This is a genomic window from Desulfotomaculum copahuensis (assembly GCF_001655685.1).
Taxonomy (GTDB): Bacteria; Bacillota; Desulfotomaculia; order Desulfotomaculales; family Desulfovirgulaceae; genus Desulfotomaculum_G; species Desulfotomaculum_G copahuensis.
The window spans coordinates 15024-31706 of record NZ_LYVF01000092.1; the positions used below are offsets into that span (position 1 = coordinate 15024).

14 protein-coding genes are annotated in these 16683 nt (G+C 56.7%); 11 read left to right on the top strand and 3 right to left on the bottom strand.

Annotation, left to right across the window (positions count from 1 at the left end):
* Positions 1 to 97: 97 nt before the first annotated feature.
* From A6M21_RS06735 to A6M21_RS06780, 10 genes are all read left to right on the top strand, one after another.
* On the top strand, positions 98 to 2239 hold the full coding sequence (locus tag A6M21_RS06735; protein WP_242868789.1) for a molybdopterin-containing oxidoreductase family protein: 2142 nt from the start codon (positions 98 to 100) through the stop codon (positions 2237 to 2239).
* 175 nt (positions 2240 to 2414) lie between these two features.
* Complete coding sequence (locus tag A6M21_RS06740) at positions 2415 to 4619, top strand: sigma 54-interacting transcriptional regulator (protein WP_066667259.1); 2205 nt, start codon at positions 2415 to 2417, stop codon at positions 4617 to 4619.
* A 481-nt stretch (positions 4620 to 5100) separates the two neighbouring features.
* Positions 5101 to 7134, top strand: a complete 2034-nt coding sequence (locus A6M21_RS06745; RefSeq protein WP_066667261.1) for a CoB--CoM heterodisulfide reductase iron-sulfur subunit A family protein — start codon at positions 5101 to 5103, stop codon at positions 7132 to 7134.
* Positions 7118 to 7699, top strand: coding sequence for a 4Fe-4S dicluster domain-containing protein (locus A6M21_RS06750; protein WP_427854609.1), 582 nt, complete (start codon positions 7118 to 7120; stop codon positions 7697 to 7699). Before A6M21_RS06745 ends, A6M21_RS06750 begins: the two co-directional genes overlap by 17 nt.
* A 3-nt stretch (positions 7700 to 7702) precedes the next feature.
* A complete protein-coding gene (locus tag A6M21_RS06755; RefSeq protein ID WP_066667263.1) occupies positions 7703 to 8602 on the top strand; it encodes a CoB--CoM heterodisulfide reductase iron-sulfur subunit B family protein in 900 nt (299 codons plus the stop codon).
* The gene (locus tag A6M21_RS06760; protein ID WP_066667288.1) at positions 8595 to 9017 is read left to right on the top strand and encodes a hydrogenase iron-sulfur subunit; all 423 of its coding nucleotides are present in this window, start codon (positions 8595 to 8597) and stop codon (positions 9015 to 9017) included. The genes A6M21_RS06755 and A6M21_RS06760 overlap by 8 nt, the downstream gene beginning before the upstream one ends.
* Positions 9010 to 9960: an NADH-quinone oxidoreductase subunit B family protein gene (locus A6M21_RS06765; RefSeq protein WP_201721845.1), complete on the top strand. Its 951-nt coding sequence runs from the start codon at positions 9010 to 9012 to the stop codon at positions 9958 to 9960. Before A6M21_RS06760 ends, A6M21_RS06765 begins: the two co-directional genes overlap by 8 nt.
* A gap of 13 nt (positions 9961 to 9973) precedes the next feature.
* Positions 9974 to 11434: a Ni/Fe hydrogenase subunit alpha gene (locus A6M21_RS06770; protein WP_066667267.1), complete on the top strand. Its 1461-nt coding sequence runs from the start codon at positions 9974 to 9976 to the stop codon at positions 11432 to 11434.
* Between the two features lie 217 nt (positions 11435 to 11651).
* Entirely contained in the window at positions 11652 to 12143 is a 492-nt protein-coding gene (locus A6M21_RS06775; protein WP_066667269.1) for a hydrogenase maturation protease, read from the top strand.
* Between the two features lie 354 nt (positions 12144 to 12497).
* The gene (locus tag A6M21_RS06780) at positions 12498 to 12956 is read left to right on the top strand and encodes a universal stress protein (protein WP_066667271.1); all 459 of its coding nucleotides are present in this window, start codon (positions 12498 to 12500) and stop codon (positions 12954 to 12956) included.
* A 198-nt stretch (positions 12957 to 13154) separates the two neighbouring features.
* Here A6M21_RS06780 and A6M21_RS06785 read toward each other — a convergent pair whose 3' ends face one another.
* Positions 13155 to 14111: a radical SAM protein gene (locus A6M21_RS06785; RefSeq protein ID WP_066667273.1), complete on the bottom strand. Its 957-nt coding sequence runs from the start codon at positions 14109 to 14111 to the stop codon at positions 13155 to 13157.
* 370 nt (positions 14112 to 14481) lie between these two features.
* Between A6M21_RS06785 and A6M21_RS06790 the strand changes: the two genes are divergently transcribed.
* Positions 14482 to 15474 carry a hypothetical protein gene (locus A6M21_RS06790; RefSeq protein ID WP_066667274.1) on the top strand — a complete coding sequence of 331 codons (993 nt, stop codon included), beginning with the start codon at positions 14482 to 14484 and terminating at the stop codon, positions 15472 to 15474.
* Between the two features lie 348 nt (positions 15475 to 15822).
* On the opposite strand, the gene A6M21_RS06795 is transcribed toward A6M21_RS06790, so the two are convergent.
* Entirely contained in the window at positions 15823 to 16164 is a 342-nt protein-coding gene (locus tag A6M21_RS06795) for a nucleotidyltransferase domain-containing protein (protein WP_066667277.1), read from the bottom strand.
* Positions 16140 to 16523, bottom strand: a complete 384-nt coding sequence (locus A6M21_RS06800) for a HEPN domain-containing protein (RefSeq protein WP_066667279.1) — start codon at positions 16521 to 16523, stop codon at positions 16140 to 16142. The genes A6M21_RS06795 and A6M21_RS06800 overlap by 25 nt, the downstream gene beginning before the upstream one ends.
* Positions 16524 to 16683 lie beyond the last annotated feature (160 nt).

A 16683-nucleotide genomic window follows, 5' to 3' on the forward strand; every position in this document is an offset into this window, starting at 1 on the left:
TTCTCCGGTCTTCATATGTTAGGATTGATCCAGGAAACAAGAATGTATTCTACCCGGAAAATCTTTGTTGACAGGTAGAAGCAAGGAGGTGCCGGCTGTGCCGGATAACGGAAATATTGAGTGGCGGCCCACCATCTGCGGCATTTGTCCCGGTGCGTGCGGTGTGCTGGCCGGGGTGAAAGGCGGCCGTCTGGCGGCTGTCAAACCGCTGCCCGGTCATCCCCGGGGCATGCTTTGTGTGCGTGGTAAACACGCCCCGGAGATCGTCCACTCCCCGGACCGTCTGCAACACCCCCTGCGCCGGCAGGGGGAGCGGGGGAATTTCAACTTTGTTCCGGCCGGATGGGACACCGCCCTGGCGGAAATCGCCGGCCGCCTGCTGGAGATCAAAGACCGCTGGGGGCCGCAGGCGTTGATGTGCTATACCGGCCGGGGCGGTTTTGAGCAGTGTCTGGGGGAATTTTTTGCCGCCCGCACGGATACGGTGAGCAACGGCATTTTCTTTCCCCTTGGATCGCCCAACGCCGCCGGGGCTGGTTCGGTATGCGCCGTATCGTACGGGCTGCTGGCCTCCGTGCCCACCTTCGGCACGGCCATGCGCCTGATTGAGCCGGATGTGGAAAACAGCCGGCTGATCGTGGTCTGGGGAGCCAATCCGGCCACTGATTCACCACCGGAGATGCTGCCCCGGATCCGGCGGGCCAAAAGAAGGGGGGCCGGGGTGATCGTCATTGACCAGATGCGCAGTGAAATGGCCCGGGAAGCGGACCAGTGGGTGCCCGTGCGGCCGGGTACGGACGGCGCGCTGGCCCTGGGCCTGATCAATGTGATCATCCGGGAGGGGCTCTATGACCGGGAGTTTGTAGAAAATTGGACGCAGGGTTTTCCGGAACTGGCGGAATATGTGCGTCGCTTTACCCCGGACGAGGTGGCGCGCATCACCGGCGTGCCGGGCCAAACCATGGTTGCGCTGGCACGGGAGTTGGCCACCGGCGGGCCGGCGTCCCTGCACATGTTTACCGGGCTGGAGTACTCATCCAGCGGTGTACAGAACATCCGCGCCGTATTTATCCTCTGGGCAATTACCGGCAATCTGGACGTGCCCGGGGGGATGCTCTTCAACCCGGTGCCGCGGCGTACCGGCCGTATTCCGGATCTTCGTCCCCCGGAGGGGGTGCCGCCTGTCGGGGCGGATCGCCATCCCCTGTTTCACCGGCTCACCCGTTCGGCGCATTTTATGGAAATGCCCCGGGCGGTGCTGAAGGACGATCCTTATCCGGTCAGGGCGTTGATTCTGGACGGTGCTTCCATTATCACCGGCTATCCGCAGCCGGATCTGTGGCGCCGGGTTTTTGCCAAATTGGAACTGCTGGTGGTCATCGACCGTTTCATGACTGCCGACGCCGCCTACGCCCACTATGTGCTGCCGGCCACCACCTATTACGAAAACTATTCGCTGCAGCGCTACCGTGGTTACATCCAGTTGCGCACGCCGGTGGTGGAACCGGTTGGCGAGTCCAGAAATGATTTCTTCATCTTTGCCGCGCTGGCCAAACAATTGGGGTATGGCCATTTGTTTCCGCAAACACCGGAGGAATTATGGCAATGGGCTTTTGCCAAAGAACCGGCGCTGCTTGAAGAATTGAAACAAAATCCACAGGGCCTGCCCCTGCCCGAGCCGCCGCAGCAGTACCGCAAATACGCCGCGGGCAAGTTGCGCCCGGACGGCCGGCCCGGGTTCAACACCCCTTCCGGGAAAGTGGAGATTGCCTCCTCCCTGTTGGCCAGGTACGGTTACGATGCCCTGCCCGTATACACCGAACCGGCGGAGAGTCCGCTGTCAAAACCGGCATTGCTGGCCCAATATCCATTGGTGCTGAATACCGGCACGCGTATTCATTCCACCTTCCGCTCCCAGCATCTGAACATTCCCGGCCTGGTCCGGCTGCAGCCCCGTGCCCGGGTGTTGATCAATCCGGATGATGCGGCTGCCCGGGGGATTGCAGACGGCCAAAAGGTACAGGTGATTACTCCCCGCGGCCGGGTGACCTTTATGGCGCAGGTGACAGAAAATGTGCCCCCCGGTACGGTGGAAGCCAATATGGGCGGCGGCGGCCCGGGTCAGGCGGCGGGCTGGCGGGAAGCCAATGTTAATTACCTTACCGATCCGGATTACCGTGATCCCGTTTCCGGTTTCCCCGTCTTCAAGGCCATGCTGTGCCGGGTTGAACCGGTGTAAGCCGGGCACGTTCCGGCTGTAGCGACGGAAGCGATATTGTCCGGCCGGGTTGTTTAGCAAGAAAATTTTTCACCGCTTAAAGTGAAAAAAAGACCACTGACCAGCATACTCTTATCAACCGGCTGAAAAGTTGTATAATTAACTATAAACGTACCCCGAAGGAAGGGTTGTCCGGATGCCGGTGGTTTCAACCATTGAGGACAGGTGCAAGGCCTGCTATTCCTGTGTGCGCCAATGTCCGGTGAAGGCGATCAAAGTCGAGATCGGCCAGTCCCGGGTGGTGCCCGAGCGTTGCATCAGTTGCGGCAGCTGTATCAAAGCGTGCTCGCAAAATGCCAAGCAGGTGTACACCTTTCTGCCTCAGGTGGAAGAATGTTTACAGCGGGGTGAAACCATCGCCCTGCTGGCGCCGTCTTTTCCGGCCGCTTTTTATCCCGCCACCCCGGCGGAATTTTACGAACTTTTAAAACAAACCGGTTTTACGATGATCTATGAATTGACTATCGGTGTGGAACTGACCATGCCTTTGTACCGGGAATTTATTGAAAACGGGCCGGGTACGGCTATTGCCAGCCATTGCCCGGCGGTGGTCAACCTGATCGAAAAGCACTTTCCCGCCCTGTTGAAATACCTGGTGCCGGTGGATTCGGCATTGATGGCCACGGCCAAACTGGTGCGGCGGCGGCACCGCAAAAGCCGTCTGGTTTTTATCGGACCGTGCATCGCCAAAAAGGAAGAAGTGTTGGAACAGCAACCGGAAGCTATTCTTGATGCTGTGATCACCTTTAAAGAATTGAAAGAAGTTTTCCGGCAGCGGGGCCTCTGGCCGTACGCGGAGGAAGCAGGTGTGCTTTCCGTACCGCCGCACCGGGAAGAATCCGTCCCTTCTTTATTTCCGCTCCCCCGGGGATTGATCAAAAATTTGGATCCGGCCGGGAACTGGCTGTCGGAAGAAGACGTCGCCCTGGTGGAGGGGAAGGAAGACTGCATGCAGTTTTTAAAGGGTTTGCAGGAAGGACGCATGCACCCGCGGGTGGTGGACATCCTGTTTTGCGACGGCGGTTGCATCAACGGACCGGAAATGGACAGCGAGCTGGATTTGTTCACCCGCAAGTATTTGGTCCACCAGTATGCCCGTCAGAAGGAGCGTGACCGTCTCGGTCGCTTGCCGGCGCTGGACCTGGAGCGGACGTATACAAACAAGGAACAGATCCTGCCCGTGCCCAGCGAACGGGAGATCCTGCAAATCCTCAAGTATACCAACAAGACCAAACCGGAGGATGAGCTGAACTGCGGCGCCTGCGGTTACAACTCCTGCCGGGAAAAGGCGGTGGCGGTGTATCAGGGACTGGCCGAGGTGGACATGTGCCTGCCCTACCTGCTGGAGCAATCCCGGGGAGAACTGGAGTTTTGTCATTATAAACTGCAATTGAACGGTCTTAAAGACCTGCTGGTGGGCAACAGTCCGTCCATGCACGCCCTGCGCCAGCTGGCCGTGAAAACGAGCCGCAATGACGCCACCTTGCTCATTTTGGGCGAGAGCGGGGTGGGCAAGGAGGTTTTTGCCCGCGCCGTGCATCACCTCGGTCCCCGTTCGGAAAAGCCTTTTGTGGCCATCAATTGCGCCGCCCTGCCGGAGCACCTGCTGGAATCGGAACTTTTCGGCTATGAGGAAGGCGCCTTCACCGGCGCGCGCAAGGGCGGCAAACCGGGCAAGTTTGAGCTGGCCCGGGGCGGTACGCTGTTGCTGGATGAAATCGGTGATCTCAGCCCGGCCATGCAAAGCAAACTGCTCCGGGTGTTGCAGGAAAGGGAATTTGAGCGGGTCGGCGGCACCAGGACGGTCAAGCTGGCGGCGCGGATCATGGCGGCCACCAACCGGGAACTCAAAGAACTGGTGGACGAAGGCAAATTCCGGGGCGACCTGTATTACCGGTTGAACGTGATTGGTGTCACCGTGCCGGCCTTGCGCCGGCGCAAGGAGGATATTCCGCTGTTGATCGAACATTTTATCGCCCGCCTGGCCCAGGAAAAGAAAATCCAGCCGAAAATTTTTTCCGAACAGGCCAGGGATTTGCTTATGTACTACGATTGGCCGGGCAACGTGCGGGAACTGCGCAATGTGGTCGAACAATCCCTGTATATTTGCGAGGAAAGCGTAATTCGCACGCACCACCTGCCCGAGTTCCTGCGCCAGGGCAACGGCAAAAGACGCCTGGCGCCGCTGCGGCCGCTCAAGGAGGCGGTGCGCCAGCTGGAGCGGGAAATGATCCTGGAAGCGCTGGAAAAGACCAAGTACAACAAGGCCGACGCCGCATCCCTGCTGGGCATGCCCCGGGCGACTTTTTACTTGAAGTTGAAGGAATATAATGTGCATTAACGGTTTCAGGGCGGACCGCCCCCATCCCCCTGCGGCGTCGCTACCGGTGGAACGTAAATGTGGCCGTCCGTCGGATTAACTGTTCAGCGTCCGGGGTGTTGACATTTTTTGAACATGTATTTTCCGGACCAGTGAGCGGTTTTGTTGCAGGCCGGCTGTCTAATATCTGGACCAGTCCAAGTCTTGGATTGGTCCGGTTTATTTTTATTGCCGGCGATTACAGGCATTTATTTATCCATATGTCTAAAAATCAGATCGATAAGCGTCTTAAATGGCGGGATGTAGTCCGGTATAAAACTTGCATATGATTAGTTTGCTGACGGGTCAGAATTTTCAGCCAACATCGCCAGTTGAAAGGATGCAAGTGCGCATTGGGTTGGCCGGGGAAGACAAAAGGGGTGGTTTTATAGGCCCGAAACCTCACAAAGCAGGCGTCCAAGCCTCTTACTCCTTACTATATTCCGGGACAGGAGGGGATAAAGTGCCCAGGATTGGTGTGTATATCTGTCATTGCGGCGAAAATATCGCCGGCGCGGTAAATATTGAAGCAGTCAGGGAATACGCCGGAACTCTTCCCGGCGTGGCGGTGGCCAAAGACTACCTGTTCATGTGCTCGGATCCCGGCCAGGAACTGATCCGGCAGGATATCAAAGACGGTCTGGTGGACCGGGTGGTGGTGGCGGCCTGCACACCGCGCACACACGAACCCATTTTCCGCAAAGCGGTGGAGGACGGCGGCCTGAACAAATATCTCTTTGAAATGGCCAATATCCGGGACCAGGACAGTTGGGCCCATTGGAATGAAAAGGATGGCGCCACCGAAAAGGCGAAACGGCTTATCGCCAGTGCGGTGGCCAAGGCGGGACTGTTGGAGCCCTTGCAGGACCGGTTTGTCGAAGTGACCAAATCGGCCCTGGTGATCGGCGCCGGTGTATCGGGCATGTTCGCCGCCCTGGACCTGGCCAATATGGGTTACAAGGTCCACCTGGTGGAAAAGGAGCCGTCGGTGGGCGGCAATATGGCCAAACTGGACAAAACCTTCCCTACCAACGACTGCTCGGCCTGTATTTTAACACCGGTGATGGTGCAGGTGGGCACCCACCCGAACATCGAGCTTTTGACATATGCGGAAGTGGCTTCCGTGGAAGGCTCGATCGGCAATTTCAAGGTTGATGTGGTCAAGAAGCAGACTTATATCGACTGGGACAAGTGCACCGGCTGCGGCGACTGCGTGAACGCCTGCCCGGCCAAGGCACCCAATGAATTCAACGAGGGAATGGACAACCGCAAGGCCGTTTACATTCAATTCCCCCAGGCGGTGCCCAAAAAAGCCGTGCTCGACCTGGATCACTGCATCAATTGCGGCAAGCGTTCCATCGGCACGCAGCCGAGAACTCACTCCGTAACCGGGGAGCCCATTCTCGCCCCCTGTGAGAAGGCGTGCAAAACCGGGGCCTGCGACCGCTCGGTGGCTTATGACCCCGCCGGTGAGCGGGTTACCCTGCAGGTGGGCACCATTATTGCCGCCGCCGGGTTCAAAGCCATGGACAAGGCGCCCTTCAAGGAGTATTCGCCACAGTCCCCGAACGTAATTACCTCCATGCAACTGGAGCGCATCCTTTCGGCCACCGGTCCCACCGAAGGGGAATTCAAACGTCCTTCGGACGGGAAAAAACCGGCCACCGTCGCTTTTATCTCCTGCGTCGGCAGCCGGGACAAAAGCCATCATTCTTACTGCTCAAAAGTATGCTGCATGTATATGCTCAAGGAAGCGCGCTTGATCAAGGAGAAATACCCGGCCACCAATGTTTACCTCTTCTATATCGACGTGCGTACGGCCGGCAAGGACTTCGAGGAGTATTACAATTACTGCCGCGACCTGGGCATCAAGGTGATCCGCGGCCGGGCCGGGGCGGTGGACGAACTGGCCGGGGACAGGCTGCGGGTGCGGGCCTATGATGTGGATATGTGCGCGCCGGTGGAACTGGAAAGTGATCTGGTGGTTTTGGCCACGGCCATCGAGCCGGCGCCGGGACTGCCCGAAATGGGCCGCAAATTGGGTATCAACTGCGGCGGGGAAGGCTTCTTGAAAGAGCTGCACACCAAGCTCTATCCGGTGGAAACATCTGTTAAGGGCATTTATGTAGCCGGTTGCGCCCAGGGACCGAAGGACATTCCCGAATCCGTTTCCCAGGCGCGGGCCGCTTCTTCTTCCGCGGCGGTGCCGCTGACCCTGGGCAAAGTGGTGGTGGAGCCGTTCAGTTCCGCGGTGGACCGGGAAAAATGCAGCGGCTGCGGCATTTGTGTGCCGCTGTGCCCATACTCGGCGATCAGCCGGGAAGAAGTGGACGGCAAACTGCGGGCCAGGATTGACGAGGCCTTGTGTGCCGGCTGCGGCGTGTGCGCGGCCGCCTGCCCGTCGCTGGCCATCACCCTGCACGGTTTTACCGAGGCGCAAATCCAGGCGCAGATCAACGCATTGACTATTGGTGCCGGGGGTGGTAAAGTTGTCTAACGCAATCGCGGAACCGCAAGTGATTGATCTTTCCCTGGGTGAACTGGATCTGGTTGATGAAATAAAGGAACTGGGCGGCGAAGAGTTGCTCGAGTGCATCCAGTGCGCCAAATGCGCGGCGGTCTGTCCGATGGCCCTGGCCGGGTTTCCATTTTTCAACAAACGGGTCATTCAGGCCATTTTGATTGGTTCGCGGGAAACCCTGCTGGATGATTCCTCAATCTGGGCCTGCCAGTCCTGCAACCGGTGTACCGAGATCTGTCCCCGGCAGGTCAGGCCTTTTGAAATCATCCTGGCCATGCGCCGGGTGGCGGTACGCGAATTTGCCCTGCCCACCCTGACCACCGACGGTCTAAAATCGCTTTTCGACGTCGGCCATGCCGTTTATCTGAAAGAAGCGGGAAAATCCAGGAAGAAGGTGGGCCTGCCGGAGAAACCGCCTTCCACTCTGGCCCACCCACAGGCGCTGCGCGAATTGCAGGCTATTATGCGAAAAACGGCCCTGGCCGAGCTCGGGATTATCCCCATGGGTGAGGCTGAAGTGGCCGGAAGTTGCGAGGTGTAGCCAATGAAGGTAGGATTTTTTGTCGGCTGCAATACGGCGTTCAACCGGCCGGACCTGGAACAGGCGGTAAGATTCGCCTTGCCGGCCCTGGGGGTGGAGTTGGACGACCTGGAGGGTCAATCCTGCTGCCCCACCTGGGGGACGCTGCCTTCCATCGACCTGGTGGGTTGGTGCGCCCTGGGGGCCAGAAACTTCGCCTTGGCCGAGGAAAAGGGTCTGGACATGGTCACCGTCTGCGGCAGTTGCTATGGCAGTCTGGCCGAGAGCAAGCACAAGATGCTTCACGACCCGGAATTGAAGGCCGGGGTGAATGCAATGCTCAAGGAAATAGGCAGGGAGTTTAAGGGGACCAGCAATATCAGACAGGCGGTGAATTTCCTGTATAAGGAAGCCGGGCCGGAAAAAATCGGGGCGGCTCTCCGGTACAGGCTCGACGGGTTGACTGTGGCCGTCCAGCCCGGTTGCCATTCCTTGTGGCCCAGCGAAGTGTATGTGGATCCGGAAGAAGATTCATTTCACCCCGCCGTACTGCGGGAAATGTGTGCGGCTCTCGGCGCCTCCGCCCCTTACTACAGCCGGCTGACCGATTGTTGCGGCATGGGCGGCATGCGCAGCACGGATATGGAGCGATCGTTCAAGCTGGTACTGACCAAGCTCGCTTCGATCAAGGAAGAAATAGATCCTGATCTGATTGTGACGGGCTGCAGTTCATGCCTGATCCAGCTTGATACCGCCCAGGCCTTTTTACAGAAAGACCGGTTGATTGACTACGAGATTCCCGTCCTGCACTATATGCAGTTGCTGGCGTTGTGCCTGGGCGCCGATCCGCAGCAGATCACCGGTCTGGCCAAGACTAATGTGAGCCGGGTTGTGAACAGGATTCGGGGGGATGAAAATGAGTGAGTGGACACCGAATATAGTGGTCTTTGCCTGTAACTGGTGCACTTACCAGGGGGCCGACCTGGCCGGCAGCCTGCGCTATGAGTACCCGCCCAGCATCAATATCATCAGGGTGCCCTGCAGCGGCGCGATCGAACCGGAGTATATCGTCTCCGCCCTGAAAAACGGCGCCGACGGTGTGCTGGTGGGCGGCTGCCATCCGGGCGACTGCCATTACAAAGAAGGCAACCATAAGGCCGTGCGGCGGTTCAACCTCTTGAAACGGGTGCTCACCGGCATGGGCGTCGAAGCGGCCCGGGTTCGCCTGGAATGGATTTCCGGTTCGGAGGGCAGGCGTTTTGCGGAAGTGATGACCGAGTTCGACCGGGCGATCAAAGAAATCGGGCCAAACCCCATTGGGAGGGATGGCAATGCTTAAGCTTGCATATTTGCTGGCCGGCGGTTGCGGCGGTTGCGACATGGCCGTGGTGGACCTTTCGGAAACCCTGGTCGATGTCCTGCCGCAGCTGGAAGTGGTATTCTGGGCGCCCACCGTGGCCGATGTGAAATACAAGGATCTGGAGGCCATGCCCGATCAGTCCGTTGATGTCGGTCTGGTTTCCGGTATGGTCAGGCTCAGCGAGCAGGAGCACATGACCAGGGTGATGCGCCAGAAATGCAAGGTTCTGGTGGCCTACGGCGCCTGTGCCGCGCTGGGCGGCATTCCCGGCATGGCCAACCTGCATACCAAAGAGGAAATATTTCAAACCGCCTATTTCGACACCTTCAGCACCGACAATCCGGACGGGGTGACGCCACAGACGAAATGTCTGGTGGACGGCAAATATGAACTCACACTGCCTGAATTTTACGGGCGGGTCAGGCCGCTGCACCAGGTGGTGGATGTGGATTATTTCATCGGCGGCTGCCCGCCGCACCACTCTTTTGTCGGCCAGGCCATAGTAGCCATCCTGGAAGGGAAGCTGCCGCCGCCCGGTTCCTGGATTACCGGCGGCAAGGCGGTTTGCGACGTCTGTTCGCGCAATCCCGGGCAACAGGGCGGGGAACGGGAGTTGATTACATCCGTCAAGCGCACTGTGGATGGTGCGCCGGAAGAAGGGAAGTGCCTGCTGCAGGAAGGATACATTTGCCTGGGCGCGGTCACCCAGGGCGACTGCGGCGCCCTTTGCCCGAAGGTCAATATTCCCTGCCGCGGCTGCGGCGGACCCATCCCCGGCGTGAAGGACTTCGGCCTGCGGGCCGTCAGTGCCATTGCCTCCTCGCTGGCTGATGAAGAACTGGTGGATCAAATTCCCAGCCCGGTGAAACTGTTCTACCGTTACGCGCTGCCCGCTTCCATGCTGGGTAAGAAGGTAAAGTGAGGGGTGAGGCTGGTTGAAACGGATCGAAATCAACCCGATGACCAGGCTGGAGGGTCACGGTAAAATCACTATTTTTCTGGACGAACAGGGAAATGTGGACAATGCTTTCTTCCAAACCGTGGAATTAAGGGGTTATGAACGGTTTTTGACCGGCATGCCCATTGAGGAAGTGCCCCGGACGGTTTCCACCATCTGCGGCGTCTGCCGGGCCGTGCATTACACGGCGTCGGTAAAGGCGGCCGACGCCGTCTACAAGGCGGAGCCGACCCCCACGGCGAAAAAGATCCGGGAACTCTTTTTAAACGCCCATTATGTGGAGGACCACTGCGCCATTCTCTATGCCCTGGGTTTTCCGGACTTCGTGGTCGGACCCACTGCCAACCCCGCCGCCCGGAACCTGATTGGACTGATCGAGGCCGTGGGCGCCGAGACCGGCCGGCTGGTGCTGAAAAAACGCTACAGCGCGGTAAAGGTCCTGGAAATGCTGGGCGGCAAGCCGATTCACCCGGTGGCGGCGCTGCCCGGCGGCTGGTCCAAGCGCGTGACGGAGGAGGAGCGGCGGGAGATTCTGGCCTTGTCGCAGGACATGGTCGAGCTCGGGCAAATAACGCTGAAAGTGTTTGAGGACGTGGTGCTCAAGAATCAGGCCTACATGGAACTGGTCACCGGTGACATGTACAAGGTGGTCTGCAACTACATGGGCACCGTGGACGAACAAAACCGGGCGCAATACTATGACGGCACCCAGCGGATCATTGATGCGCAGGGCGACGAGATCGGCCGCTTCCGGGGCAAGGAATATCTGGATTTCATCGCGGAGCGCGTCCTGCCCTGGAGCTATCTGAAAATGCCCTACCTGAAAAAAATAGGCTGGCGGGGCGTGGTGGACGGCCCGGACACCAGCCTGTACTCTGTTGGGCCGCTGGCCCGGTTCAACGTGTCCAGCGGTATGGATACGCCGCTGGCCCAGGAGGCCTACGAAAAAATGCTGGCCGCCTTTGGTGGCCAAAAACCGGTGCACAACATATTGGCTTACCACTGGGCACGGGCCATCGAGCTGTTAAACGCGGCGGAGAAGGTGCAGCAGCTGGCCTTGGATGAAAGCATCACCAGCCCGGATATCCGCGCTGAACTGGGTATGCCGGAAGAAGGCGTGGGGATCATCGAGGCCGTGCGCGGCACACTCATTCACCATTATAAAACGGACGATCAAGGCATCGTGCAGGAGGCCAACCTGATTGTGGCCACCACCCACAACAAGGGACCGATCAATGTGGCCGTCCGGCGGGCGGCTGAACACTGCATCAAGGACGGTAATGTGGACGAGGGGATCCTGAACATGGTGGAAATGGCCTACCGCCCCTATGACATCTGCCTGGCCTGCGCCACACACAACCTGCCCGGCCGGCAACCGGTGCAGGTGGACATCTTCAACAACAAGGGGGAACTGTATCAGAGCCTGAGAAACTTTTAACCGGTGATCACGTAATCAACAATCCCATATGCCGCTAATGCAGCGCCCCGCACTATTTAAAAGGGGTAATCGCATGACCGGTTTCTTCAAAATATTGGGAACCCGTCCGGGCCGTGTATAGTCGCATCCTTCAATGTAAGGGCCGCCTGTTCATTACCGGACCGGTGGATTATGAAGCACATTTTATGGCGGTGTATTTAGCGGGAGGCGTGTTGTTATGAACACTATTGTCATTGGCATCGGCAATCCGGTTTTGAAGGACGACTCCGTGGGCATCAAGGTGGCCCGGCAGTTTGAAGGCCGGGTGGACACCGAAATCGTGATGGCCACCGACTTTAAAGTACTGGACAAGATTTTGGGCTACGAGCGGGCGTTGATTGTGGACGGGGTGCGGCTGGGGAATGAACCGGGCACACTGCTGGAACTGGATGCGGATGATCTGTTTTTCAGCGCTACTTTTTCCGGCACCCACAATCTCAGCCTGCCCACCACACTAAAAATCGGGTATGATCTGTTCGGCGGGGAAATGCCGCGTGAGATCAGGATTATCGCCATCGAGGTGGCGGATACCACCACCTTTGACCGGGAATGCACACCCGCTGTCGCGGCGGCCATCCCCCAGGCGGTGGAAAAAGTGAAGCGGTTTTTGGCTGGGCAAAGCAATAGTATAGAACAACGGCACCCGGCGGGCCGTGGCGAGAGACCGTAAGTATTAAGCGGATTGCGGCCGGGAAAACAAATGGCATTCTTATCCTTTTACAGGTGCTGCGCCCACGTGGCTTGAAGTGGCGCAGGTGTTCGATATCATCCGGGGCGGGAAACTGCTCCGGTTTTCCTTTTTAGCGCTAAAAAGTTTTCTGAAAACCCTTGCCAGTTATGAAATATTGTTATACAATTTTACTATAGACAGGATTTTCTTTTAGTGAAGTTAAGCAAAAACAGTGCCAGCGATTTACTGCAATATTATGCTTGGGGGGATGCGGGCATAACATGAAATCAATTTTTTTATTTCGATCACGCAGATTAAAAAATAAGGCAGTCGGTTAAATAAGGAGGGAGTGCCATGTCCATCAATGCCCTGCTGTTTACCGATCTTTCCCAGCCATCCCTTTCCTGTGCCGCCTATACGGCAATAATGGCCAAAAACAATCCGGAAATGAAGCTGACTATTATTACCGGGTCAAACGAAAACTGCGCAAAGAAAAACAGCAGTGATCACTGGTCCGGGTATGATGTGAAGTTTCCCCAGGAACAAAAAATCCTGGACAGAGTGAAACAGGTGCTTGAGAACAAGGGTTATAATTATGAAGAATGGCAAGCGGACAATTGTGCCCGGTTGGCGAAAAAACTGGTCAATTATGCGCGCGACAACAACATCAGTACAATCATCATGCCCAACCATTGTAAGGAAGATCTAAAAAGCATGCCTGTCGGTCATCTGGCCAGCAGTGTGATCTGCCTGTCCGAAATACCGGTGGTACTGGTACGGAAGCTTTCCAGCAAGGTCTTGAAAGAACTGTGATCGGCAAAAAGCATGCCTGGTAAAAACCACTTTTAAAAGGACGGTTAACCAATCAAGGTCCATATCGGACGCCGGTATAATTACGTCTCATGATGGAAATTTTGCCGGATATATGGCCGGTTCGAACAGGTCAACCGAAAAGCTGTTTGCGTGAAGCCAATGCCGTATGCCCCCGCCGTTATAATGTAAAACAGGGGGCTATTTTGTGTGCATACCAACCGGGCCGTCCCCCGTTGCGGACCGGCCCGTTGCCGACTCCGGCACCCCGTACAGGTTGAAGTCCGGCACATATTCTTCCGTAGCCGCTTCCATTTCCTGCACGAAGCCGTTTTGCAGGCCCAATTTAAGCAGGCAGTTCACAACATCCTCGTATTCGTCAACTCTCAGCCGCCGGTCCAAAGGTGGTATCCGGACCGCCCGGTGGGCGGGAAAATATTGCGCCATCAGACTAATATATACTTCCCTGGGCAGGTTGCCGGCAATCCAGTGCAGTACATGGATAGAATCCGCCACCTGACCGGGCAGGACCAGATGCCGGATGATCAATCCCCGGCGGGCCAGGCCGTTTTTATCCAGGACGGGCGTCCCCACCTGGCGGTACATCTCTTTTATGGCCGCAGTGGCGGCGTGAAAATAATCCGGTGCGGCGGAGTAGCGGCGGGCCGGTTCCGCCGAAAAGTATTTCAGATCCGGCAGGTATATGTCCACAAGTCCTTCCAGCAAGGCCAGAGTTTCCACATTTTCGTAGGCATTGGTATTGTAAACTACCGGTATGGCCAACCCCCGGCGGCGGGCAACTTTAATGGCCGGGGAAATGACCGGCACGTAAGGGGTGGGGGAAACCAGGTTGATGTTATGGGCGCCCTTTTCCTGCAGTTTGATAAATATCTGTGCCAGTTGCTCCACATCCACCTCCCGTCCGAAACCGCCTTGACTGATTTCATGGTTCTGGCAGAAGACACATTTCAAATTACAGTGGGAAAAGAAGACCGTCCCCGAACCGGCGGTACCGCTGATGCACGGCTCCTCCCCAAAATGCAGGGAGGCCAGGGCAATCTTGGGCCGGGCCGGGGCGCAACAAAACCCGTTTTTACCCGCCTCCCGGTTCGCACCGCAGCGGCGGGGGCAAAGGGTGCAATGGCGCAAATGAACCATTTGGCTTCAGTCCTTTAACAGGGTTTCTATGGTTTTCCGGCAGGATAGCGGGAGAAGGGGTATTTTAAATTGCGTCGCCCGTCCTTAACAAAGTTATTTTATTAGTTTTGCTGTAGCGCTGCAAGGCCCGACGCCAGTAAAAACAAGGCGGATATTATTTATATCGGAAACCTTCGCGGGGAGGCCTCCGGGCTTGTCCCGGAGCAGGTTGACCGCGGTGGTTCCCGGCCCGGTCCCGAACAAGCCGGTGAAGCCGTAACTCACCCGGGCCGGGGTCATATACTGATAGTGACGGCTGGATGAAGAACCATTTAATATATGGCGGTAAGCCTTGATAAAAGATAAGATGATATTTGCAGGGGGTGGGGTTGTGTCCGAACCGTGGCGGGGTAAATATGTGTGGATCTGGCAGCTTGACCAGAGTGGCGAACCGCGGCAAATTATTACCCGGGCACTGGGGATGGGGCTCACCGGTTTACTGGTCAAGGGCTGGGACGGCTCGCGCTACTGGCCCCAGATCGGGAGCATTGCCGGTCCGGCGCATGATGCCGGTCTGCTGGTTGGCGCGTGGGGATATTCATACGGCACCGATCCCCGGGGCGAGGCAAAGGCCGCGGCACAGGCGGTGGCGGCCGGTGCCGACTGGCTGGTTGTGGATGCCGAAGAAGAGTATGAAAAACCGGCCGGTGCCGATATGGCCACCCGTTTGGGTACGGCATTCCGTAATATATTCAGCGGCATACCGGTTGGCTATACTTCCTTCGGCATTCCGGACCTGCACCCGGAGTTTCCCTGGGATGAATTCAGCCGCTGGTGCGACGCTGTTTTGCCCCAGGTTTACTGGGGCCTGTTCAAGATGACCCCGGAAGTAGCGCTATCGCGGTGTTTGGCCGGATTGAAACAATTTTATAAACCGGTTGTGCCGGCCGGTCAATGTTACGGTGAAGTGGCGACGGATGAGATCGTCCGTTTCGGCCGCTTGGCAGAAAACGCAGGCCTACCCGGGATTAGCTATTACGACTGGCAGCATGCCCGGTCCGTGCAACTGGAAGCAGTAGGCGCGGCGCCGTATGGAAGGTGGCAGGATAAAGTGGGTGATTGGGCGAAAAGTTCCTGGGAAAAGGCGCAGAAAGCCGGAGCATTTGACGGCTCGAGTCCGGGCGGCTTTGTAACCCGGGAAATGGACGCCGTGGTTTTGGACCGGATGGGTCTCTTTGATGCGGCGGACATTCCGCAGGAAGCGGTTGATCAGCTGTTAAAGATGGGTTTGATCACCGGAAGTCATCCGGCCGGTGCCCGGGTTACCTGGGGTGAACTGGCGACGGTTATCGGGCGGCTGGTGGAAATGCTTAAGGGCAAATAATGCGGGTGTTGCACCGTGCGGTTTATGAGCCCGGCAAGGGACATCCCAAACCGAAATCGGTTTTCCTGAAAAACAGCATTAGATCACAAAATGACTCCCAAAACCGGGAGTCATTTGTCTTTCCTGGTGCCGAAGGTGGGAGTCGAACCCACACGGGTGGTTAGCCCGGCGGATTTTGAGTTTTATCCATGTCTGTAACGTGTTTCAATGAAATATCGCTGAGTCCAGAATTGACGCGGTTCGGACGACTCGGCGATAATCTGAAGAACGCAGTTGTATTGCTTTTTATTTACCTGATGGTAGAAAAAACGGTAGAAAGATATTCACGAGCTGACCTGACCAGGCTTTTTAAAGCCTGTATTCAACGGTTTCCGGTCCAGATAAAATTTCGTAAAGAAAGCTGGCTCTTTGTTTTTGGGCCCGATCAATCTCTTCCGGTGCATAACCGCGTACCTCTATAGGTTCCATGACTTCGGCCAAGGCATCGCCGAGGATTTCCCAGCGCCTCCATTGAGGCATGTCCCTGAAAGCGGTGGAGATAACGATCAAGTCAATGTCACTATATGGCCCGGCCGTGCCTTTGGCTTGAGAGCCGAACAGGTAGGCCGTTTGAATGGGAACCCCATTTTGGGATAAAGCAGACAAGTATTGCCTGACAATTTCGCTTACCCGATTTGATGTTTGAGGCATTTAACCACTTCCTTTGTGCGGTTTAGATATTCACGGGTAACGTGGCGGGGGTATTCGTCAATGGCCTGCTTCAGTTCCCCGGGGTATCTGGTGACAACCCCCGCCAAGCTCAAGCGGCTGACAAACTTTGTTTGTTCATCAGTTAAAACGGCGTTGCCCAGTTTAATCAGGTTGATTAAATTATGAGTCTTTGGCGGAGCTTTATCCGTTTGTTCAACTACCAGGGCCTTCAACGCCTTTTCAATTGCCAGGTGGCACATGAAAATAGCGTAAATATACCTCCGGGTGCGGTACAGGCTTTTTGCCGTGTCCAGGTCATATTCAGATTGATCAAGCCATTCTTTTGCTTGAGGATTCACGGTGTTTAAACCTCCGAGACACACATAGCGGAAACAGTTTTGAGGACGATTAAATTATTATACCATATCCTGTCAGCAGGAGCAATCCACGCGGTGGGCTTTTTAGCCGGCCGCTTTTTTCATGCTTTTTACGGAGGTGAGAAAGTTGAGGTGTGCCGTG